18 protein-coding genes are annotated in these 22,405 nt (G+C 61.2%); 16 read left to right on the top strand and 2 right to left on the bottom strand.

The window, feature by feature from the left end; translation table 11 throughout:
* Positions 1-27: 27 nt before the first annotated feature.
* The 14 genes from IHN22_RS02920 (at position 28) to IHN22_RS02985 (ending at position 13,194) form a co-directional block, all read left to right on the top strand.
* Positions 28-1,230: an ABC transporter substrate-binding protein gene (locus IHN22_RS02920; protein ID WP_191433359.1), complete on the top strand. Its 1,203-nt coding sequence runs from the start codon at positions 28-30 to the stop codon at positions 1,228-1,230.
* 180 nt (positions 1,231-1,410) lie between these two features.
* Entirely contained in the window at positions 1,411-2,283 is an 873-nt protein-coding gene (locus IHN22_RS02925) for a branched-chain amino acid ABC transporter permease (RefSeq protein WP_087188438.1), read from the top strand.
* A gap of 10 nt (positions 2,284-2,293) precedes the next feature.
* On the top strand, positions 2,294-3,385 hold the full coding sequence (locus IHN22_RS02930) for a branched-chain amino acid ABC transporter permease (RefSeq protein ID WP_191433360.1): 1,092 nt from the start codon (positions 2,294-2,296) through the stop codon (positions 3,383-3,385).
* Entirely contained in the window at positions 3,378-4,229 is an 852-nt protein-coding gene (locus tag IHN22_RS02935; protein ID WP_087188436.1) for an ABC transporter ATP-binding protein, read from the top strand. The genes IHN22_RS02930 and IHN22_RS02935 overlap by 8 nt, the downstream gene beginning before the upstream one ends.
* Positions 4,230-4,241: 12 nt before the next feature.
* Entirely contained in the window at positions 4,242-4,943 is a 702-nt protein-coding gene (locus IHN22_RS02940) for an ABC transporter ATP-binding protein (RefSeq protein WP_343212813.1), read from the top strand.
* A 252-nt stretch (positions 4,944-5,195) separates the two neighbouring features.
* A complete protein-coding gene (locus IHN22_RS02945) occupies positions 5,196-5,915 on the top strand; it encodes a stalk domain-containing protein (RefSeq protein ID WP_191433361.1) in 720 nt (239 codons plus the stop codon).
* Between the two features lie 152 nt (positions 5,916-6,067).
* Positions 6,068-6,913, top strand: coding sequence for a zinc dependent phospholipase C family protein (locus IHN22_RS02950; protein WP_087267148.1), 846 nt, complete (start codon positions 6,068-6,070; stop codon positions 6,911-6,913).
* A gap of 271 nt (positions 6,914-7,184) precedes the next feature.
* A complete protein-coding gene (locus IHN22_RS02955) occupies positions 7,185-7,397 on the top strand; it encodes a FeoA family protein (protein ID WP_087267152.1) in 213 nt (70 codons plus the stop codon).
* A 13-nt stretch (positions 7,398-7,410) separates the two neighbouring features.
* Positions 7,411-7,632 carry a FeoA family protein gene (locus tag IHN22_RS02960; protein WP_087188430.1) on the top strand — a complete coding sequence of 74 codons (222 nt, stop codon included), beginning with the start codon at positions 7,411-7,413 and terminating at the stop codon, positions 7,630-7,632.
* A 111-nt stretch (positions 7,633-7,743) separates the two neighbouring features.
* The gene (locus IHN22_RS02965; RefSeq protein ID WP_191433362.1) at positions 7,744-10,122 is read left to right on the top strand and encodes a ferrous iron transporter B; all 2,379 of its coding nucleotides are present in this window, start codon (positions 7,744-7,746) and stop codon (positions 10,120-10,122) included.
* A 38-nt stretch (positions 10,123-10,160) separates the two neighbouring features.
* Entirely contained in the window at positions 10,161-10,337 is a 177-nt protein-coding gene (locus IHN22_RS02970; protein ID WP_143383172.1) for a FeoB-associated Cys-rich membrane protein, read from the top strand.
* A gap of 13 nt (positions 10,338-10,350) precedes the next feature.
* Entirely contained in the window at positions 10,351-10,722 is a 372-nt protein-coding gene (locus IHN22_RS02975) for a metal-dependent transcriptional regulator (protein WP_087188427.1), read from the top strand.
* A 161-nt stretch (positions 10,723-10,883) separates the two neighbouring features.
* On the top strand, positions 10,884-11,525 hold the full coding sequence (locus IHN22_RS02980) for an HAD family hydrolase (RefSeq protein WP_300985332.1): 642 nt from the start codon (positions 10,884-10,886) through the stop codon (positions 11,523-11,525).
* A gap of 67 nt (positions 11,526-11,592) precedes the next feature.
* Positions 11,593-13,194, top strand: a complete 1,602-nt coding sequence (locus IHN22_RS02985) for a peptide chain release factor 3 (RefSeq protein WP_191433364.1) — start codon at positions 11,593-11,595, stop codon at positions 13,192-13,194.
* Between the two features lie 61 nt (positions 13,195-13,255).
* Here the strand turns inward: IHN22_RS02985 and IHN22_RS02990 are convergent, their stop codons facing one another.
* Positions 13,256-14,767 carry a YifB family Mg chelatase-like AAA ATPase gene (locus tag IHN22_RS02990; RefSeq protein WP_191433365.1) on the bottom strand — a complete coding sequence of 504 codons (1,512 nt, stop codon included), beginning with the start codon at positions 14,765-14,767 and terminating at the stop codon, positions 13,256-13,258.
* A gap of 470 nt (positions 14,768-15,237) precedes the next feature.
* Here IHN22_RS02990 and nifJ point away from each other — a divergent pair, with 470 nt between their 5' ends.
* Together nifJ and IHN22_RS03000 are read left to right on the top strand one after the other, a co-directional pair.
* A complete protein-coding gene (nifJ, locus tag IHN22_RS02995; protein ID WP_191433366.1) occupies positions 15,238-18,804 on the top strand; it encodes a pyruvate:ferredoxin (flavodoxin) oxidoreductase in 3,567 nt (1,188 codons plus the stop codon).
* Positions 18,805-19,390: 586 nt separating this feature from the next.
* Positions 19,391-21,076, top strand: a complete 1,686-nt coding sequence (locus IHN22_RS03000; RefSeq protein ID WP_207733066.1) for a glycogen synthase — start codon at positions 19,391-19,393, stop codon at positions 21,074-21,076.
* A gap of 117 nt (positions 21,077-21,193) precedes the next feature.
* Here the strand turns inward: IHN22_RS03000 and ychF are convergent, their stop codons facing one another.
* Complete coding sequence (gene ychF / locus IHN22_RS03005; RefSeq protein WP_087390738.1) at positions 21,194-22,303, bottom strand: redox-regulated ATPase YchF; 1,110 nt, start codon at positions 22,301-22,303, stop codon at positions 21,194-21,196.
* Positions 22,304-22,405: the final 102 nt, after the last annotated feature.

Consider the following 22,405-nt stretch of genomic DNA (forward strand, 5'->3'; position numbering starts at 1 on the left):
AACAACTTCTTGAAGGAGGAATGAACGATGAAAAAGTCTCGCATCCTGTCTCTTGCGCTGGCGGGTGCGCTCAGCTTCTCCATGCTGGCCGGCTGCGGCGGCGGCACCGAGAGCGGCTCCGCCAATACCCCCGCCGGTGGCAATGAAACCACCAGCGGCAACACCGAAGGCACCATTCAGATCGGCGGCATCGGCCCCCTGACCGGCTCCGCTGCTGTTTACGGCCTGGCCACCAAGCAGGGCGCCGAAATCGCCATTGAGGAGATTAACGCTCTGGGCGGCCTGCAGTTCTCCCTGAACGCTCAGGACGACGAAGGCGATATTGAGAAGGCGGTCAACGCCTACGGCAAGCTGAAGGACGACGGCGCCAAGATCATCTACGGCTGCACCACCACCAACCCCTGCGTGGCTGTGGCTGCTGAGACCTTCAACGACCGCTACTTCCAGCTCACCCCCTCCGCCTCTTCCACCGACGTGACTGCGGGCAAGGACAACGTGTTCCAGGTGTGCTTTACCGACCCCAACCAGGGTATCACCGCCGCCAACTATATTAAGGATAACAACCTGGGAACCAAGATCGCGGTGATCTACAACAACGGCGACGCCTACTCTACCGGCATTTACAATGCCTTCCAGACCACCGCTGACGATATCGGTCTGGAGGTCGTGACCGTTCAGACCTTCCCCGATGACACCAACACCGACTTCAACGTGCAGCTGTCTGCCGCCAAGGACGCCGGCGCCGACCTGGTGTTCATGCCCATCTACTACACCCCCGCTTCCCTGATCCTGTCCCAGGCCAAGAGCATGGGCTATGAGCCCACCTTCTTCGGCTGCGACGGTATGGACGGTATCCTGGACCTGGAGGGCTTTGACAAGAGCCTGGCCGAGGGCCTGATGCTCATGACTCCCTTCAACGCCTGGGGCGAGGACGAGCGCACCAAGACCTTCGTCAGCGAGTATGAGGCTGCTTACGGCGGTATCCCCAACCAGTTCGCCGCTGACGGCTACGACTGTATGTACGCCATCTATGAGGCCTGCACCGCTGCCGGCGTTACCGCCGACATGAGCGCCGAGGAGATCTGCGAGGCTCTGATCGCTCAGTTCACCTCCAGCGACTTCAGCGTGGACGGCCTGACCGGCACCGGCATGACCTGGTCCGCCAACGGCGAGGTCTCCAAGGCCCCCGTGGTGGTCAAGGTCGAGGGCGGCGTGTACGTCACCCAGTAATCTGGAGCAGAATACTACCGCTTAACAGGGACTCAGAAGCGGGTTGCCGGGGGGACCCGGCAGCCCGCTTTTCCCCATGTATCCCCAATCGGATGTATGGTGGAAACATCGGCAGCCCGCAGGACCGCCGATGTTTCTGCCATACACAGAACAGAGAAAACAAGTAGAGAGGTGAATGGTTTGAGCTTCCTCAATAATCTGATCACCGGTATCAGCCTGGGCAGCGTCTACGCCATCATCGCCCTGGGCTACACCATGGTGTACGGCATCGCAAAGATGCTGAACTTTGCCCACGGCGACGTCATCATGGTGGGCGCCTATGTGACCTTCTTTGCCACCGGCAGCTTTAATCTGCCCCCTGTGGTGGGCGTACTGCTGGCTGTGGTGGTGTGTACCGTCCTGGGCGTCGTCATCGAAGGACTGGCCTACAAGCCCCTGCGTCAGGCGTCCTCCCTGGCGGTGCTCATCACCGCCATTGGCGTCAGCTATTTCCTGCAAAACGCCGCCCTGCTGCTGTGGGGCGCCGATCCCAAGGTGTTTACCCCTGTCATCCCTGAGGGCTCCCTGCCCATCTCCGGTGTGAACATCACCTATGTGTCTCTGGTTACCGTACTGGCCTGCATCATCATCATGCTGGCCCTCACCTGGTTCACCAGTAAGACCAAGATGGGCAAGGCCATGCGGGCCTGCTCCGAGGATAAGGCGGCCGCTCAGCTCATGGGCATCAACGTCAACCGCACCATCTCCATGACCTTTGCCATCGGCTCCGCTCTGGCCGCCATCGCCGGTGTGCTGCTGTGCTCCAGCTACCGGACTCTGATGCCCACCACCGGCTCCCTGCCCGGCATCAAGGCCTTTACCGCTGCCGTGTTTGGCGGCATCGGCTCCATCCCCGGCGCCATGCTGGGCGGCATCCTGCTGGGTATCATCGAGACCTTTGCCAAGGTGATCAATACCAACATCTCCGACGCGGTGGTCTTTGCGGTGCTCATCATCGTGCTGCTGGTGAAGCCCGCCGGCCTGCTGGGCAAGACCGTCCGCGAGAAAGTGTGAGGTGAGGGATATGAAGAAATTGACTTCCGGCCGGAAACGGCTGATCAACAACACCATCACCTACGCCATTGTCATTGCGGCCTTTGTGATCCTTCAGGTGCTCAATGCGGGCGATATGCTGTCCTCCTCTCTGCAGGGCCAGCTGGTGCCCATCTGCGCCTATATCGTCATGGCTCTGTCCCTCAATCTGGTGGTAGGTATCTCCGGTGAGCTGAGCCTGGGCCACGCCGGATTTATGAGCGTGGGCGCCTTTTCCGGCGTAGTGACCGCCATGTCCCTCCAGGATGCCATTCCCAACGGAGCGGTCCGCCTGGTGGTGGCCATGATCGTGGGTGCGGCGCTGGCCGGTATTGCCGGCGTCATCGTGGGTGTGCCTGTGCTCCGTCTGCGGGGCGACTACCTGGCCATCGTGACTCTGGCCTTCGGCGAGATCATCCGCAACATCATGAACGTGCTCTATGTGGGCGTGGATAAGAACGGCCTCCACTTCTCTCTGGAGAATGAGATGGCCCTCAACCTGGAGGAGGGCGGCAAGGCTATCCTGAAGGGGCCCATGGGCTTCACCACCAACGTGAAGCTGGCCTCCTTCACCGCCGGCTTCATCCTGGTGCTCATTGCCCTGACTGTGGTGCTCAACCTGGTGAACAGCCGCTCCGGTCGGGCCATTATGGCCCTGCGGGACAACCGCATCGCCGCCGAGAGCGTGGGCATCGGCGCTACCAAGTACAAGCTGATGGCCTTCGTTACCTCCGCCGTTATGGCGGGTGCCGCGGGCGTGCTCTACGCCATGAACTTCTCTTCCGTGGCCCCCAAGAAGTTTGACTTCAACACCTCTATTCTGGTGCTGGTGTTCGTGGTGCTGGGCGGTATCGGCAACATCCGCGGCTCCATCATTGCCGCCGCCTTCCTCACCTACCTGCCCGAGCTGCTGCGTGCCATCAACCTGGATGAGTACCGGATGCTGGTGTACGCCATTGTGCTCATTCTGGTGATGATTGCCACCAATAACCCGGTGATGCGCGGATTCTTCAACGGCATCAAGGAGAAATTCCGCAAGTCGCCGGAACAGCCGGCCGAGAAGGGAGGCGTCAGCCATGAGTAAGCCCAAGCGTCCCGAGACCAAGCTGGTCCCGGTGCCCAGCCCCAATATTATCCCCGAGCGCGACATCAAGCAGACCCCCATCCTGGAGTGCCAGCACCTGGGCATCGACTTCGGCGGCCTCACCGCCGTGAATGAGTTCAACATGGCCATCGGCCGTACCGAGATCGCCGGCCTCATCGGCCCCAACGGCGCCGGTAAGACCACCGTGTTCAACCTGCTGACCAAGGTGTATCAGCCCACCCGGGGCACCGTGCTGCTGGACGGCATCGACACCCACAATATGTCCACCGTTCAGGTGAACAAGGCGGGCATCGCCCGTACCTTCCAGAACATCCGCCTGTTCGACAACCTGACGGTGGAGGACAACGTAAAGATCGGCCTGCACAACCATGTCCGCTACCCCATGTGGAGCGGCATCCTCCGTCTGCCCAGCTACTGGAAGAAGGAGAAGCTGGCCCATGAGAGCGCCCTGGAACTGCTGAGCATCTTCGATATGCAGCATCTGGCCAACGCCAAGGCAGGCAGCCTGCCCTACGGCGCCCAGCGCAAGCTGGAGATCGTCCGTGCCCTGGCCACCAACCCCTCTCTGCTGCTGCTGGACGAGCCGGCGGCGGGCATGAACCCCTCCGAGACCGCCGAGCTGATGGACAACATCGTCAAGATCCGGGATACCTTCCACATCGCCATTCTGCTCATCGAGCACGACATGAATCTGGTTATGGGCATCTGTGAGGGTATCTGCGTGCTCAACTTCGGACAGATCATCGCCAAGGGCACCCCCTCGGAGATCCAGAACAACCCGGAGGTCATCAAGGCCTATCTGGGCGACCAGAAGGAGGTATAAGCCATGGCGGTATTGCTGGACGTCAAGAACATCAATGTGTACTACGGCGCCATCCACGCCGTGAAAGACATCTCCTTCCACGTGGAGGAGGGGGAGATCGTCACCCTCATCGGCGCCAACGGCGCCGGTAAGACCACCACACTCCAGACCGTCTCCGGTCTGCTCCACACCCGCACCGGCTCCATCGAGTTCATGGGCAAGCCCATTCAGGCGGTACCTGCCTCCAAGCTGGTGGCCCAGGGCCTGGCCCAGGTGCCCGAGGGCCGCCGGGTGTTCCAGCAGATGACGGTGGAGGAGAACCTGGAGATGGGCGCCTTTACCCAGCCCAACTCTACTATTGCCCCCAACCTGGAGCGGGTGTACGCCCAGTTCCCCCGGCTGAAAGAGCGCCGCAAGCAGGTGGCGGGCACCCTGTCCGGCGGCGAGCAGCAAATGCTGGCCATGGGCCGTGCCCTCATGTCCAACCCCAAGCTGCTCATGCTGGATGAGCCCTCCATGGGTCTGGCCCCCATCCTGGTGGAGCAGATCTTCGACATCATCAAGGAGCTGCACAAGGCGGGCACCACCATCCTGCTGGTGGAGCAGAACGCCCAGATGGCTCTGTCCGTGGCTGATCGGGGCTACGTGCTGGAGACCGGCCGGGTGACCCTGACCGGTCCGGGCCGGCAGCTGCTGGCCGACGAGGCGGTGAAGAAGGCCTACCTGGGCGGTTAAGCCCCAATAAAACGAGAGAGAAAGCGCGCTGCAATTTGCAGCGCGCTTTTTTAAGAAAAGCTATGGCGAAACTAAATTTAGTGTGGTAAAATGATGGGGTAAATATTGGAATGTCTGGAAGGGGAGGGATATGCAGCGGCATATTCTTCCGGACCGCGCTGTCTGAAACAGGCCCTGACAAACCGGCCAGAGCCGTTTTGGAAGAAACCGCCCTCCATGCCGGAGCGGAGATCAAAAAGGGAGGAAATCTGTATGAAAAAGACGCTGCGTAAACGTATCCTGGCTGGCGCTGCTGTTGCCGCCCTGTTGTGCGGGACGGCTGTGGCGGCCAGTACCGTCACCACCAAGATGATCGAAGCCAACTACATGGGTATCAAGATCGTGGTGGACGGGGTGGAGGTCACCCCCAAGGACGCCAACGGCAAGGTTGTGGAGCCCTTTGCCAGCAGCGGCACCACCTATCTGCCTGTCCGCGCCATCGGTGAGGCTCTGGGCAAGGAGGTCACCTGGGACGGCAGCACCGCCACCGTCTATGTGGGCGAGGTGCCCGGCCAGGCCACCGACTGGATGAAGAAGCTGCCCCCCTATCAGGTGAGCACCAATACCAAAATCTTTGACGGCAGCGACCCCAAGAGCTATATGACCATCTCCGGCAACAAAATCACCAAGGGCGTCCAGATGTCGGGCGGCTACAAGAATGAGGGCTACGCCATCTGGAACACCAACCTCCAGTATGACACCATGACCTTTACCATCGGCCATGTGGACGGCTCTAAGGAGTACAAGATCAGCCTGGACGTGTACCTGGACGGCGAGCTGGCCGAGACCTATACCATTGACTGGAGCGACGCCCCCCAGACCATCACCATCCCCCTGGACCACGCTGCCAATGTGCGGCTGGAGACTCTCAACGTGGAGGGCACCAGCGGCTGGAACCATGAGTTCGGCATCTACGACATCTCCTTCTCCTGAATCCACCCAAAGGAGCGCGCCGCAGCGGCGCGCTCCTTTTTATATGGAAAAAGATTTAACATTTTTCTGCTTTCTCTCCCTGACACAGCGTGATACAATAAACACATATAATGGATCGCTATGGACTGTGACAGGAGGGAATCAACGGAACTATGCCAAATTACTACGCGCATCTAAAATTTGGAGATAAAGTACTGGGCGGGCTGCCTCAGCCTCTGGCCCAGGTCATCGATGAGGAGCGGGAGGCCTTTGATCTGGGCTGCCTGGGTCCCGATCCGCTGTTTTTCTACCAGCCCATCCGACCCAACGCTGTCCGGCGGGAGGGCGTTAGGATGCACCGCAACTCCGCCCTGCCCGCGGTGGAGCGGCTGCGCCAGGCCATTGAGGAGGGTGTGCCCATGTCGGTGGGCTATGGCGCCGGATTTTTGTGCCACCTGGCCCTGGACAGCGCCTGTCACGGCTATGTGGACGAGCGGGCCGCCGACGGCCCCATCTCCCACATGGCCATGGAGGGGGAGTTCGACCGGATGCTGATGGAGAGCGACGGCCTGGATACCGTCAGCCAGGCCCATCTGCCCACCCCGCCCCAGAAGGGAAGCCAGGTGTGGGACGCCGCTGCCTGCGCCTATATCCACGCCTCTCCCCGGCAGGTTCGCCGGGCCTACCGGGCCATGAATTTTTACTTGGGCTTCTTTGCCCGCTCCTGCGGCACCCGCCGGGGCAAGGTCATCGGCGCGGTGAGCCGGATGCTCCCCATCCAGTCCGCCAAGGATGTGGCCCTGAAGGAGACCCCCCATCCCGCCTCCCTGGAGAGCAGCGCCGATCTGGACCGGTTGCTGGAGGGTGCGGTGGATGAGACCACCCAGCAGATCGACGCCTTTTTCCAGGCCATCCGGGAGGACGCCCCGGTGCCCGCCTGGTTTGACCGGGATTTCAAGGGCACGCCCCAGACAGGGGAGAAAACCTGGACCGCGGTGCTGGGCGGCTCCCTCTCCTGAAGCGATTCCACCATGATGCGGGCGACCATAAAGGTCGCCCCTACACAAGATACCTCGTAGGGGCGGCCTTTATGGCCGCCCGATTTTTTTAAGACGGGTCCACCGCCTCCAGCAGAAAGGTGACCGGGCGGAGGAAAAATTTTCGAAAAAGGGATTGACAAGGATGGTTAGTTGGTGTAAACTCATACTCGTTCAAAGGGGTTAGCGACAACTAATCTAACATATCACCAAGGAAAGCAGGCGGCCCGGCCGCCGTTGGGAGGGAAGAACCATGATGCCGCTGACATTGGCAAAACAGGGGGAGCCGGTGACCATCCGGAAGATCACGGGAAAGGATGAGCTCCGCCAGCACCTGGCCGAGTTGGGCTTCGTGATGGATGCCACGGTCACCGTGGTCAGCCAGCTAGGCGGGAACCTGATCGTGCAGGTGAAGGATAGCCGCATCGCCCTGGACCGGAATATGGCCGGACGAATCATGATCTGAGAGGAGCAGAGCAATGAGAACTTTGAAGGACGCCAAGGTGGGGGACACCGTCACGGTAGTACGCCTCCACGGCGAGGGCGCGGTGAAGCGCCGCATCATGGATATGGGCATCACCAAGGGTGTGGCCATCCAGATCCGGAAGGTGGCTCCCCTGGGGGACCCCATGGAGCTGAATGTGCGGGGCTATGAGCTGAGCGTACGCAAAGCAGACGCTGAAATGATTGAGATTGCGTAAGGGCTATTTGGCAGCCCGTAGGGGCGCACACTGTGCGCCCGCCTTCCCATGGGGGAAGGCTATTTTTCAGACTAATGGTTAGCTAACGCTAATCAAGAAGGGAGTAAGAAGATGGAGTTGAAGATCGCGCTGGCGGGCAACCCGAACTGCGGTAAAACCACCCTGTTCAATGCCCTGACCGGCTCCAGCCAATACGTGGGCAACTGGCCCGGCGTGACGGTGGAAAAGAAGGAGGGCAAGCTGAAGGGCCACAAGGATGTGGTGATCCAGGACCTGCCCGGCATCTATTCCCTGTCCCCCTACACCCTGGAAGAGGTGGTGGCCCGGAACTATCTGGTGAACGAGAAGCCGGACGCCATCCTGAACATTGTGGACGGCACCAACATCGAGCGCAACCTGTACCTCACCACCCAGCTCATCGAGCTGGGCATCCCGGTGGTGGTGGCGGTGAACATGATCGACCTGGTCCGCAAGAACGGGGACGTGATTGATCTGGAGAAGCTGGGGGCCGCCCTGGGCTGCCAGGTGGTGGAGATGAGCGCCCTGAAGGGCGAGGGCGGCAAGGAGGCCGCCGAGCGGGCGGTGGTGCTGGCCAAGACCAAGAAGGCCGGTGAGCTGCCCCATGTGTTTACCGGCAGTGTGGAGCACGCCATTGCCCACATTGAGGAGTCCATCGCCGACCTGGTGGATGAGCGGTATCTTCGCTGGTACGCCATCAAGGTCTTTGAGCGAGACGAGAAGGTGCTGGAGACCCTCAACCTCACCGGCGAGCTGAAGGAGCATCTGGAGGCCCACATTGCCGACTGCGAGCGGGAACTGGACGACGACGCCGAGAGCATCATCACCAACCAGCGCTACGTCTACATCAGCTCCGTGGTGGGCAAGGCCGTGAAAAAGAAGAAGGCCGCCCATTCCATGACCACCTCCGACAAGATCGACCGCATTGTCACCAACCGCATCCTGGCCCTGCCCATCTTTGTGGCGGTGATGATTCTGGTGTACGCCATCGCCATGGGCGGCAGCGCCTTTGCGCTGGGCACCAGGGCCACCGAGTGGGCCAACGACGGACTCTTCGGCGACGGCTGGTTTGTCCCCTTCACCGCCGACACCGAGGCCTGGGAAGAGGCCTCCGGCGCCTGGGAGGAGGCTTCCACCATGATCGCGGGCTATGAGGCCGGCGACAGCGAGGTCTACTTCTACGATGACGAGACCGGCGAGACCACCGTGGTGCCCGTCACCGAGGAGGCCTATCAGGCCGCCCTCCAGGTGTCCGAGCCCGATCCCAACGACTACGGCACCTGGGTACCCGGCATCCCTGTACTGGCCGAGGGGGCGCTTACTGCCATCAACGCTCACCCGGTGCTCCAGTCCCTGATCCTGGACGGCATCATCGGCGGCGTAGGGGCCGTGCTGGGCTTCGTGCCCCAGATGCTGGTGCTCTTCCTGCTGCTGGCCATTCTGGAGGACGTGGGCTATATGGCCCGTATCGCCTTCATCATGGATCGGATCTTCCGCCGCTTCGGCCTGTCCGGCAAGAGCTTCATCCCCATGCTGGTGGCCACCGGCTGCGGCGTGCCCGGCATCATGGCCTCCCGCACCATTGAGCAGGAGCGGGACCGCCGCATGACCATCATGACCACCGGCTTCATCCCCTGCGGCGCCAAGATGCCCATCATTGCCCTCTTTGCCGGAGCCCTGTTCGGCGGCTCCGCCTGGGTGGCTACCTCCGCCTACTTCATAGGTGTGGCGGCGGTGGTGATCTCCGGCATCATTCTGAAGAAAACGAAGGGTTTCGCCGGTGATCCCGCCCCCTTCGTTATGGAGCTGCCCGCCTACCACGCCCCCGCTGCCGGCAATGTGCTGCGGGCCATGTGGGAGCGTGGCTGGTCCTTCATCAAGCGGGCCGGTACCGTCATCCTGCTTTCTTCCATCATTCTGTGGTTCCTCCAGGGCTTCGGCTTCGTGGACGGCGTGTTCCAGATGGTGGAGGACAACAACGACTCCCTGCTGGCCGCTGTGGGCCACGCCGTGTCCTTTATCTTTGCGCCCCTGGGCTTCGGCTTCTGGGAGGCCACCGTGGCGGTGGTCACCGGCCTCATCGCCAAGGAGGAGGTGGTTTCCACCTTCGGCGTGCTCTTCCCGGGCAACCTGACCGTGGATATGGCTGCCGCCTTCACTGCCATTTCCGCCTACTCCTTCATGATCTTTAACCTGCTGTGCGCCCCCTGCTTCGCCGCCATGGGCGCCATCAAGCGGGAGATGAACAGCCCCAAGTGGACCCTGGCCGCCATCGGCTATATGTGCGGCTTTGCCTATGTGATCTCCCTCATCGTCTACCAGATCGGCGGACTCATTCTGGGCCAGGTGGCCTTTGGCGTGGGCACCGTGGCTGCCCTCATCTGCCTGGCGGGCCTCATCTACCTGCTGGTGCGCAAGAACAAGTATGAGGAGTCCGGTATCAACCTGCGGGCGGTGGCCGCTGCCAAGTAAGGCGGCCCGCCCATCCCATCAAAGAAAGGAGCATCTTTATGCTACCCACGATTCTCATCAGTCTGGCCATTGCGGCTGTCTGCGCGGCCATTGTGGCCCGGGGCATCCACAACCGGCGCCACGGCAAGAGCAGCTGCTCTTGCGGCGGCTCCTGCGGGAGCTGCGGATGCTCCGGTATGTGCCACCCCGGCCGGGAAGAACCCGCCAAACGCTAGGAAGGAGCATACCATGGAACTGACCAACACCAACATCCGCTATCTGCTGACCATCTATGACCTCTCCCAAGTCCGGCTGGAGGTCTCCTCCAAGGACATTGCCGCGTCGCTGGCGGTCTCCCGGGCGTCGGTCACCAGTATGATGTCCATCCTCATTGATAAAAACCTGGTGGATAAGGAGCGCTACGGCAAGATCCATCTGACCGGCCTGGGCCGGGCACTGGCCCGGGAGCTGGCCGGTCAGGCCGGACGGCTGGCCACCGATCTCCAGACCCGGATGGATCTGTCCGGGGAGGAGGCCTGGAAGGCCGCCTGCGCCGCCGTATCCGAGCTGCCCCGGCGCTGCTTCCAGCAGCCCCTGGCGGCGGTGCCCCTGCCTGCCTGAGTTTCCCTCTCTCTTTCCATTCCCCTCATACCGCCCCGCCCGCCGGATATTCCGGCGGGCGGGGACTTTTTGTGCAAAAAGGCGGAGGCGGCAGGCTTGAAATGCCTGCGGCGGGTATGATATAGTATCAGAGTATGTATTTCAGCGGGAGGCGCTTTTTCTTGTTTGACGGACTGTTATTTGATCTGGACGGCACCCTGTGGGATTCGGTGGACTCCATCTGTCTGTCCTGGAACCGGGTGTTGGAGCGGATCGCGCCCCAGTATGCCGGGCAGATCACCCGGCCCCGGCTCATCGGCTGTATGGGGATGCTGCTGCCTGATATTGTGAAGAAGCTGCTGCCCGATTTGGACTGGAAGGAGATCCAGCCCCTGCTGGACGGGCTGCTGAAAGAGGAGAACGCCCATGTGGCCCGCCACGGCGGCATCCTCTATCCCCAGGTGCCTGAGACCCTGGAGCTCCTGGCCCGGGACTACCCCCTGTTTATCGTCAGCAACTGCCAGGACGGCTACATCGAGGCCTTTTTCCAGGCCCATGGGATGGGGAAGTATTTCACCGACTATGAAAACCCCGGCCGCACCGGCAAACCCAAGGGGGACAACATCGCCCTGGTGGTACAGCGCAACGGTCTGAAAAAGCCCCTGTACATTGGGGATACCCAGGGAGATTACAACGCCGCCACCCAGGCGGGGGTGCCCTTCCTTCACGCCGCCTATGGCTTCGGGCACATCGACCATGAGGTGCCCCATGTGGATACCTTCGCGGATATCCCGGCGGCGGTGAAACGGCTCAGCCCGCCGTAAGAGGAAGCGGGGCGATGTGGGCATCGCCCCCTACCCCTGTGATATTATTACAAGGAGGAACCATACCTTGTCTCAATACGAATCTGAAATCAAACGGCGCAGAACCTTTGCCATCATCAGCCACCCCGACGCCGGCAAGACCACTCTGACGGAAAAGTTCCTGCTCTACGGCGGAGCCATTGCCCAGGCCGGTCAGGTCAAGGGCAAGAAAAACACCCGTGCCGCCACCTCCGACTGGATGGAGATCGAGAAGCAGCGCGGCATCTCGGTCACCTCTTCCGTCATGCAGTTCCAGTACGAGGGCTACTGCATCAACATCCTGGACACCCCCGGCCACCAGGACTTCTCCGAGGACACCTACCGTACCCTGATGGCCGCCGACTCCGCCGTCATGGTCATCGACGCCGCCAAGGGCGTGGAGGCCCAGACCCGGAAGCTGTTCAAGGTGTGCGCCATGCGGGATATCCCCATCTTTACCTTCATCAACAAGATGGATCGGGAAGCCCGGGACTCCTTTGAACTGCTGGAGGAGCTGGAGAAGGAGCTGGGCATCGAGACCTACCCCGTCAACTGGCCCATCGGCTGCGGCAAGGAGTTCAAGGGCGTGTATGACCGGGGCAGCAAGAAGATCATCCACTTCACTTCCAACGGCGGCGCCAAAGCCGCCACCGCTACCGAGGTGGAGCTGGGGGACCCCAACCTGGACGGACTTATCGGCCAGCGGCTCCATCAGCAGCTCAATGATGAGATCGAGCTGCTGGACGGCGCCGCCGCTGAGTTTGACCTGGACCGGGTGCGCCATGGCAAGCTGTCTCCCGTGTTCTTCGGCTCCGCCCTCACCAACTTCGGCGTGGAGCCCTTCCTGGAGCACTTCCTCCAGATGACTACTGCCCCGCTGCCCCGAAAGGCGGGGGACGAGGTCATCGACTCCATGGACGACAACTTCTCCGCCTTCGTGTTCAAGATCCAGGCCAACATGAACAAGGCCCACCGGGACCGGATCGCCTTCATGCGCATCGTCTCCGGCAAGTTCGAGGCGGACAAGGAGGTCTACCACGTCCAGGGCGGCAAGAAGATCCGCCTGTCCCGGCCTCAGCAGCTGATGGCCGCCGAGCGGGAGATCATCGAGGAGGCCTACGCCGGCGACATCATCGGCGTGTTTGATCCCGGCATCTTCTCCATCGGCGATACCCTGTGTACCGCCTCCAAGAAGTTCAAGTTTGACCCCATCCCCACCTTCGCCCCCGAGCACTTCAAGCGGGTGCGCTCCCTGGACACCATGAAGCGCAAGCAGTTTTTGAAGGGCATGGAGCAGATCGCCCAGGAGGGCGCCATCCAGATCTTCAAGACCCCCTACTCCGGCATGGAGGAAGTCATTGTGGGCGTGGTGGGTACCCTGCAGTTCGACGTGCTGGAGTACCGCCTGAAGAACGAGTACAACGTGGACCTCTACATGGAGGGCCTGCCCTACGAGTACCTGCGGTGGATCGAGACCGAGGACGGCCAGCCGGTGAAGGAGGAGGACCTGAACCTAGGTACCGACACCAAGCTGGTGGAGGACTACAAGGGCAACCAGCTGCTGCTGTTCGGATCCCAGTGGGCCATCAACTGGACCGAGGAGCGCAACAAGAACCTCACCTTCCACGAGTTCGGCGGCACCAAGTTTTAATCAAAAATGCGGTTCGGAACTATTTTGTTCCGAACCGCATTTTTTGTTGTATTTAAAAGGTTTACCGCCGTAGGGAGGCGCTCTCCCGATACTGGATGGCCTCGGCCAGATGCTCCACTCCGATGTGCTCCGCCCCGTCCAGATCGGCGATGGTGCGGGCCACCCGCAGGATGCGGTCGTAGCTGCGGGCGGTAAGGCCCATCCGGTCGAAGGCCCCTTTCATAAGGGCGGTGCCCGCCTCGTCCAGCTGGCAGAACTGGGAGAGTTCCTGCTGCCCCATGTGGGCGTTGCAGTCGGGGCCCTCCGGCCCGAAGCGGGCGGTCTGAATGGCACGAGCGGCGTTCACCCGGGCCTTGATAACGGCGGAGGGCTCCGCGTCGGACCGCCGGGACAGCTGGTCAAAGTCCAGAGCGGGTACCTCCACATACAGGTCGATCCGGTCCAGCAGAGGACCCGACAGCCGGCTCAGGTACTTGTCCACCGCCTGGGGGGAGCAGTGGCACCGGTCGGTGCCGTACCAGCCGCACTTGCAGGGGTTCATGGCGCACACCAGCATGAACCGGGCGGGAAAGACCGCCGTGCCCGCTACCCGGCTGATCTGCACCACCCCGTCCTCCAGGGGCTGGCGCAACGTCTCCAGTACCTCCTTATGGAACTCGGGCAGCTCGTCCAGAAAGAGCACTCCGTTGTGGGCCAGGGAGATCTCTCCCGGCCGGGGAGTGGAGCCTCCGCCTGCCATGCCCATGGCGGAGACAGTATGGTGAGGGGCCCGGAAGGGCCGCCGGGTGAGCAGGGGCTTGTCTTCGCTGGTCAGACCCATCACCGAGTGGACCTCGGTGCACTCCAGAGCCTCCCGGCGGGTCATGTCGGGCAGGATGGAGGGCAGGCGGCGGGCCAGCATGGACTTGCCCGAGCCCGGCGGGCCAACCATCAAAAGGTTGTGGCCTCCCGCGGCGGCGATCTCCAGAGCCCGCTTGCCGTTCTCCTGGCCCTTCACGTCGGCAAAGTCCAGTTCCGCCTCCACCGAATCCCCCGGCGTCCAGGGGTCGGCGGGGAGGATGGGGGTCTCCTCCCGCAGGTGGGCCACCAACTGGGAGACGCTCTCCACCGGGTAGACGTTCAGCCCACTGGCCAGGGTGGCCTCAGCAGCGGAGGAGGCGGGGACGTACAGATCCTTGATACCCGCCCGAACGGCGGCCAGGGCCATGGGCAGCATACCGGGGATGGGCCGCAGCTGCCCGGACAGGGACAACTCTCCCACGAAGGCGCAGGGGCGGGCCGGCAGGCGGAGCTGCTCTCCCGCCGCCAGGATACCTACCAGGATGGGCAGGTCATATACCGTGCCTCCCTTTTTACGGTCCGCCGGGGCCAGATTGACGGTAATGCGGGAAACCGGGAAGGAGAAGCCGCAGTTTTTGATGGCGGCGCGTACCCGGTCCCGGGCCTCTTTCACCGCCGCGTCGGGCAGGCCTACGATCTCAAAGGCGGGCAGCCCGCCGGACAGGTCGCACTCCGCCCGCACCTCATAGCCTGAGATGCCGGTGAGCCCCAGGGAACGCACTTCACACAGCATGGCCTGTCGCCTTCTTTCCGCCCCGGGCCGCGGCTCCGGGGGCTGTATTCTTATACCATATTAAATTATAGCACATAAGGGCGTCTGCTGCCAGAGCGGAGGGACAGGTACGGGTTGTCTGACAGTCTGCAAAACAGGGGAGAGGGGCTTCCAAAGACGGCAATTTTCCAGAATATGAAGTCTAGTACGGGCGGTTCAGCAAAAAAAGGGAGTTCTGAATTTTTTTCGAGTAAAAGCGGTAAAACCGGGTGTATTCCTAGGAATTTGAGAATTTGAAGAAAATTGTTATAGATAAGTAAGATTTGATTTACAAACGGTTTGGATGGTGTTACAATGAAGGCGCTCCGGGAAAGTTTCTTTCCGGTAAGCGGGGAAAAAGCCAGGGTAATGGGAATCCGGCCCGGCCTCTAAGGTGAGGCGGGGACCGATTCCCATTGCCCTGGAACAACGAACAAGGAGGAATCGTTTCAATGGCTAGAAAGCTGAAATCCATGGACGGCAATACCGCAGCCGCCCACGTGTCTTACGCCTTCACCGAAGTGGCGGGTATCTATCCCATCACCCCGTCCAGCCCCATGGCCGATAACGTTGACCAGTGGGCCGCTCAGGGCCGGAAGAACATTTTCGGCACTACCGTCAACGTGGTGGAGATGCAGTCTGAGGCTGGCGCCGCCGGTACCGTTCACGGCTCCCTGGCCGCCGGTGCCCTGACCACTACTTACACCGCTTCTCAGGGCCTGCTGCTTATGATCCCCAATATGTACAAGCTGGCCGGTGAGCTGATGCCCTGCGTGTTCCACGTGTCCGCCCGTACCGTGGCCACCCACGCGCTGAACATCTTCGGCGACCACTCCGACGTTATGGCCTGCCGCCAGACCGGCTTTGCCATGCTGTGTGAGTCCAATCCCCAGGAGGTTATGGACCTGGGCGCCGTTGCCCACCTGGCCGCCATCAAGGGCCGCGTTCCCTTCCTGAACTTCTTCGACGGCTTCCGTACCTCCCACGAGATCCAGAAGATCGCCATCTGGGACTACGATGACCTGAAGGACATGGTGGACATGGACGCTGTGGAAGCTTTCCGTAAGCGCGCCCTGAACCCCGAGCATCCTGTGATGCGCGGTTCTCACGAGAACGGCGACATCTTCTTCCAGCACCGCGAGGCTGCCAACAAGTACTACGACGCTATCCCCGGCATCGTCGAGGAGTACATGGGCAAGGTCAACGCCAAGCTGGGCACCAACTATCAGCTGTTCAACTACTATGGCGCTCCCGACGCCGACCGCGTCATCATCGCCATGGGTTCCATCTGCGACGTGGCTGAGGAAGTCATCGACTACCTGAACGCTCACGGCGAGAAGGTCGGCCTGGTGAAGGTCCGCCTGTATCGTCCTTTCCGCGCCGACAAGCTGCTGGAGGCCATTCCTGCCACCGCCACCAAGATCGCTGTGCTGGACCGCACCAAGGAGCCCGGCGCTCAGGGCGATCCTCTGTACCTGGATGTGGTTACCGCCTTCGCCAACGCCGGCCGTCAGGCTACCATCATCGGCGGCCGCTACGGTCTGGGCTCCAAGGACACCCCGCCCAGCAACGTGTTTGCCGTGTATGAGGAGCTGACCAAGGATCAGCCCAAGCGTCAGTTCACCGTGGGTATCGTGGACGACGTGACCTTCACCTCTCTGGAGGAGAAGCCCGCTCCCAACACCGCTGCTCTCGGCACCATCGAGTGCAAGTTCTGGGGTCTGGGCGGCGACGGCACCGTGGGCGCCAACAAGAACTCCATCAAGATCATCGGCGACCACACCGACAAGTACGTCCAGGCTTACTTCCAGTATGACTCCAAGAAGACCGGCGGCGTGACCATCAGCCACCTGCGCTTCGGCGATCAGCCCATCCGCGCTCCCTACTACATCAACAAGGCCGACTTCGTGGCCTGCCACGTGCCCGCTTACATCGTCAAGGGCTTCCCCATGGTCCGCGACGTGAAGGACGGCGGCGTGTTCCTGATCAACTGCCAGTGGAGCGATGAGGAGCTGGATCACCATATGCCCGCCGTGGCCAAGCGCTACATCGCCGAGCACAACATCCAGGTCTACACCATCAACGCCATCGACCTGGCCATCGAGATCGGCATGGGCAAGCGTACCAACACCATCCTGCAGTCCGCTTTCTTCAAGCTGGCTAAGGTGATGCCCGAGGCCGAGGCCATCCAGTACATGAAGGACGCTGCTACCCACTCCTACCTGAAGAAGGGCCAGGACGTGGTTGACATGAACCACAAGGCCATCGACGCCGGCGCCACCGCCTTCCACAAGTTCGAGGTTCCCGCTTCCTGGGCTACCGCCGAGGACAAGCCTGTTGCCGAGCACCTGGAGGGCAAGGCCGAGACCGTGAAGATGGTCAAGGAGATCATGGAGCCCGTGGGCCGCATGGACGGCGACAGCCTGCCTGTTTCCGCCTTTGTCAACGGCCACGAGGACGGCACCTTCCAGCAGGGCGCTGCCGCTTACGAGAAGCGCGGCGTGGCCGTGTCCGTGCCCGAGTGGGATGCCTCCAAGTGTATCCAGTGTAACCAGTGCTCCTATGTCTGCCCCCACGCCACCATCCGTCCCTTCGCCCTCACCGAGGAGGAGGCCAAGAACGCCCCCGCTCAGGCGAAGATCGTGGACATCAAGGCCGGCAAGGGCAAGGGCGTGTACAAGTTCGCTCTGGCTGTCAGCCCCCTGGACTGCATGGGCTGCACCGTCTGCGTGAGCACCTGCCCCGTGAAGGCTCTGACCATGAAGCCCCAGGAGTCCCAGGCTGCCGAGCAGGAAGTCTTCGACTACATGGTGGCCAAGGTTGCCCCCAAGGCCGACGTGGAGGATATCGCCACTGTCAAGGGCAGCCAGTTCAAGCAGCCTCTGCTTGAGTTCTCCGGCTCCTGCGCCGGCTGTGCTGAGACCGCCTATGCCCGCCTGATCACTCAGGTGTGCGGCGACCGGATGTTCGTCTCCAACGCCACCGGTTGTTCCTCCATCTGGGGCGGCCCCGCTGCTACCTCTCCCTACACCGTCAACAAGGAGGGCAAGGGTCCCGCTTGGGCCAACTCCCTGTTTGAGGATAACGCCGAGCACGGCCTGGGCCTGTATCTGGGCCAGAAGGCCATCCGTGACCGCCTGGCTGACCATACCCGCAAGCTGATCGCCCTGGACTACACCGACGAGGGCATCGTGGCTGCCGGCCAGAAGTGGCTGGACACCATGGATGACGGCATTGCCAACGGCGAGGCCGCTAAGGCTTACATCGCCGCCATGGAGGCCGTTATCGGCCAGCGCGAGGGCTGCACCTGCGAGGCCTGCACCCTGGTCCGTGAGATCCTGAAGGAGAAGGAGTACCTGAACAAGAAGTCCGTCTGGATCTTCGGCGGCGACGGCTGGGCCTACGACATCGGTTACGGCGGCCTGGATCACGTCATCGCTTCCGGTGAGGACGTCAACATCTTCGTGTTCGACACCGAGGTGTACTCCAACACCGGTGGACAGGCTTCCAAGTCCTCCAACATCGGCCAGGTGGCTCAGTTCGCGGCTGCCGGTAAGACCCAGCCCAAGAAGAGCCTGGCTGAGATCGCCATGCAGTACGGCTACGTCTACGTGGCTCAGATCGCCATGGGCGCCAATCCCAACCAGACCCTGAAGGCCATCACCGAGGCCGAGGCCTATCATGGTCCTTCCCTGGTCATCGGCTACGCTCCCTGTGAGATGCACAGCATCAAGGGCGGCATGGCCAACTGCCAGCAGGAGATGAAGAAGGCTGTGGACTGCGGCTACTGGAACCTGTTCCGGTACAACCCCGCTCTCAAGGCTGAGGGCAAGAACCCCTTCACCCTGGACTCCAAGGCCCCCGCTGGCGGCTATCAGGAGTTCCTGATGAACGAGGCTCGTTACTCCTCCCTGACCCGCGCCTTCCCCGAGCGTGCCAAGGAGCTCTTTGCCAAGAACGAAGAGGCTGCCAAGGAGCGCTACGAGCACCTGACCCGTCTGGTGGAGCTGTACAAGTAATTGATCACCAAAAAGACCCCCGGGCAACAGCCCGGGGGTCTTTTTATTCTGCCCTGTGAAGCAAAAAACTGGAACAATCCACTTATATGTATCATGCTTTAGTAAAATTATGGATTTGCAGCTGGGATATACCAAAAAGGACTGTAAAAATGAGCGTAGATGTGTTATATTTTTAGCGTCAGCAAATTTTGCCTCTGCATTGAGCACGCAGATCTCTGAAGTGGCAGGGGCTTTGTCATTCGGATCATATGTGAAAGGGAGAATTAGAATGGCACGGGAAAAATCGGACTCCGCGAACGTAAAAAAGGCTGCGGCTGAAAAGAAGCCTGTGGAAAAGGAGATTCCCGCCGCAGTAAGCCCCACCTCCACTGCGAAGGAGGCTGCGCCTGCCCCGGAAAAGACAGCCGCTGCAAAGAAAAAGACGGCTCCTGCCGCGAAAGAGGCTGAGCCCGCCCCAAAGGCGGCTCCTGCCGCCAAAGAAGCCGAGCCTGTCAAAAAGGCGGCCCCTGCCACGAAGGAAACTGAGTCTGCCAAGAAGACGGCTCCCGCGGCAAAGGAAGCTGAGCCTGCCAAGAAGGCGGCCCCCGTGGCAAAGGAAGCTGAGCCTGCCAAGAAGGCAGCCCCCACCGCGAAAAAAGCGGAGCCTGCTAAAAAGACAGCCTCCACCGCGAAAAAGGCCGAACCCGCCAAAAAGACGGCGGCTACCAAGAAGAAGGCCGCCTCTGCCGACAAACGGAAGGCAAAGGCCCCTGTGGTCGAGCCGGAAAGCACCCCCGCGGTGGCGGAGCCTGCCCCGGTGATGGAAGAGTCCAACCTGCCCCGCCGGAGCGTGGCCTTCATCGGCTCGGAGTGCCATCCCTTTGTAAAGACAGGCGGTCTGGGAGATGTGATGTACGCCCTGCCCCGGGAGCTGGCCCGGCTGAACTGTGACGTCCGGGTGATCCTGCCCCGCTATGCCTGCATTCCCCAGGAGTATCAGAACAAGATGATCTACCGCGGCGAATTCTACATGGACCTGGGCAACACCGGCCGCAGCTACTATGTGGGGATCATGGAGTACATCTGGGACGGCGTGGTGTACGACTTCATTGACAACGAGGAGTTCTTCTCCTGGGGCAATCCCTATACCAATCTGGTGGACGATATCCCCAAGTACTGCTTTTTCAGCAAGGCCGCCCTGGCTGCCCTGAACTACATGAACTGGATTCCCGACGTGGTCCACTGCCACGACTGGCAGGCGGCTCTGGTGCCGGTGTATCTGCGTACCCTGTTCAAGGATTCCCCGGTGGGCCGGGCCAGATCGGTAATCACCATCCACAACCTCCGCTTCCAGGGCGTGTACAATATCCCCACCATCAAGTACTGGTCCGGTCTGCCTGACGAGGCCTTCGGCATGGGCGCGTTGAAGCAGGACTGGGTGGAGGCCAATATGCTAAAAGGCGGCCTGGCCTACGCCGACCGGATCACCACCGTCAGCGGTACCTACGCCTGGGAGATCCAGACCAGTGAGTACGGTGAGCGGCTGGAGGATCACCTGCGCTATCACAGCCACAAGCTCCGGGGCATCGTCAACGGCATTGACTACGGTATGTGGAACCCGGAGACCGACCCCGCCCTGGCGGAAAACTACGGTCTGGGCAACGTGCTTGACCACAAGATGGCTAATAAACTGGCCCTCCAGAAGGAACTGGGTCTGGAGCAGGACACCGGCAAATTTGTCATTGGACTGATTTCCCGGCTCACCAACCAGAAGGGCCTGGATCTGGTCAACGCCATCGTTCCCCAGGTGCTGGACGGCAACACCCAGGTGGTGGTGCTGGGTACTGGTGACAAGCAGTATGAGGACGCCTTCCGGGCCTATGAAGGGAGCTACAAGGGCACCTTTAGCGCCTGCATCCAGTATGACGAGGGGAGAGCCCACCGTATTTATGCCGGTGCGGACGCCCTGCTGGTGCCCTCCCGCTTTGAGCCCTGCGGGCTGACCCAACTCAACGCCATGCACTATGGAACCCTGCCCATCGTTCGTGAGACCGGCGGACTGAAGGATACCGTAGAGCCCTACAACGAGTTCAATGGCGAGGGCAACGGCTTCACCTTTGACCGGTATGACGCCGGCCTGCTGCTGGACGCCATCAACCGGGCCAAGTCGCTTTACTTCAACAACCGTTACCATTGGGACGAGGTGGTCCAGCGGGATATGGCCAAGGACGTCTCCTGGGAGAAGTCTGCCCGCCAGTACAAGGACCTGTACCTGGAACTGACTCAGTGGTAAAGTTCTGAAAAGAAGAAATAGAAACCGGTCCATAAGAAAAGGCCCCCTGATGCAGGACACTGCATCAGGGGGCCTTGCTGTCAAACTGCTTGTGGCGGCATATGGGGAAAAGGGGGCTTAAACATTGAAGCGGAAGAGGACGATATCGCCGTCCTTCATGACGTACTCCTTGCCCTCGGACCGGACCAGGCCCTTTTCCTTGGCGCCGTTCATGGAGCCGCAGGCCATCAGGTCGTCAAAGTTGACCACCTCGGCCCGGATGAAGCCACGCTCAAAGTCGGTGTGGATCTTACCGGCAGCCTGGGGAGCCTTGGTGCCCTTCTTGATGGTCCAGGCACGGCACTCGTCCTCGCCGGAGGTGAGGAAGGAGATCAGACCCAGCAGGGCGTAGCTGGCCTTGATGAGCCGGTCCAGGCCGGACTCGGCGATGCCCAGGTCGTCCAGGAACATCTTCTTCTCGTCGGCGTCCAGCTCGGCGATCTCGGCCTCCAGCTTGGCACACACGGGGATGACCTGAGCGCCCTCCTTGGCGGCCAGATCCTCCACGATCTTGTAGTAAGCGTTGCTGTGGCAGTCGGCAAAGCCATCCTCGTCCAGGTTGGCGGCGTAGATGATGGGCTTCAGGGAGAGCAGCTCGGCGGTGGCGATGATGGCGGCGTCGTCCTCATCACACTCGAAGGAGCGGGCGGAGTTGCCGTCGTTGAGCCAGTCCTTCAGAGCGGTGAACACCTCCACCTCCCTCAGGTACTTCTTGTCACCCTTTGCGGCCTTCTGAGCCTTGTCGATGCGGCGCTCCACCATCTCCACGTCGGCCATGATGAGCTCGATGTCGATGACGCCGATATCCCCGGCGGGGTCCACCGGCACGTTGGTGCTGGTGTCGGCCACCACGTGCATGATGTTCTCGTCGTCAAAGCAGCGCACCACATGGACGATGGCGTCGCACTCCCGGATGTTGGCCAGGAATTTGTTGCCCAGACCCTGGCCCTGGCTGGCGCCCTTGACCAGACCGGCGATGTCCACGAACTCCACCACGGCGGGGGTGGTCTTTTTGGGGTGGTACATCTCGGTCAGCGCGTCCAGACGAGCGTCGGGCACGGCCACCACGCCCACGTTGGGGTCGATGGTGCAGAAGGGGTAGTTGGCGCTCTCGGCGCCGGCATTGGTGATGGCGTTGAAAAGGGTCGATTTGCCCACGTTGGGCAGGCCCACGATACCTAATTTCATAGTTCTCTACATCTCCTTAAAAAATGCTGTATTTACAAGGGTTTTCGCGCTTTGGCGTTTTGGTGGCTACGCCATTTTTACGCCATTTGCGCATCGACTTGT

The organism is Flavonifractor sp. An112, assembly GCF_904377885.1.
GTDB lineage: Bacteria > Bacillota > Clostridia > Oscillospirales > Oscillospiraceae > Flavonifractor > Flavonifractor avicola.

Bases quoted from the DNA above. Each gene is read 5' to 3' on its own strand.
- IHN22_RS02955 (WP_087267152.1), top strand. From the start codon at position 7,185: ATGATGCCGCTGACATTGGCAAAACAGGGGGAGCCGGTGACCATCCGG.
- ychF (WP_087390738.1), bottom strand. From the start codon at position 22,303: ATGAAATTAGGTATCGTGGGCCTGCCCAACGTGGGCAAATCGACCCTT.
- IHN22_RS02945 (WP_191433361.1), top strand. From the start codon at position 5,196: ATGAAAAAGACGCTGCGTAAACGTATCCTGGCTGGCGCTGCTGTTGCC.
- nifJ (WP_191433366.1), top strand. From the start codon at position 15,238: ATGGCTAGAAAGCTGAAATCCATGGACGGCAATACCGCAGCCGCCCAC.
- IHN22_RS02975 (WP_087188427.1), top strand. From the start codon at position 10,351: ATGGAACTGACCAACACCAACATCCGCTATCTGCTGACCATCTATGAC.
- IHN22_RS02950 (WP_087267148.1), top strand. From the start codon at position 6,068: ATGCCAAATTACTACGCGCATCTAAAATTTGGAGATAAAGTACTGGGC.
- IHN22_RS02965 (WP_191433362.1), top strand. From the start codon at position 7,744: ATGGAGTTGAAGATCGCGCTGGCGGGCAACCCGAACTGCGGTAAAACC.
- IHN22_RS02990 (WP_191433365.1), bottom strand. From the start codon at position 14,767: ATGCTGTGTGAAGTGCGTTCCCTGGGGCTCACCGGCATCTCAGGCTAT.
- IHN22_RS02960 (WP_087188430.1), top strand. From the start codon at position 7,411: ATGAGAACTTTGAAGGACGCCAAGGTGGGGGACACCGTCACGGTAGTA.
- IHN22_RS02935 (WP_087188436.1), top strand. From the start codon at position 3,378: ATGAGTAAGCCCAAGCGTCCCGAGACCAAGCTGGTCCCGGTGCCCAGC.
- IHN22_RS02930 (WP_191433360.1), top strand. From the start codon at position 2,294: ATGAAGAAATTGACTTCCGGCCGGAAACGGCTGATCAACAACACCATC.
- IHN22_RS02920 (WP_191433359.1), top strand. From the start codon at position 28: ATGAAAAAGTCTCGCATCCTGTCTCTTGCGCTGGCGGGTGCGCTCAGC.
- IHN22_RS02970 (WP_143383172.1), top strand. From the start codon at position 10,161: ATGCTACCCACGATTCTCATCAGTCTGGCCATTGCGGCTGTCTGCGCG.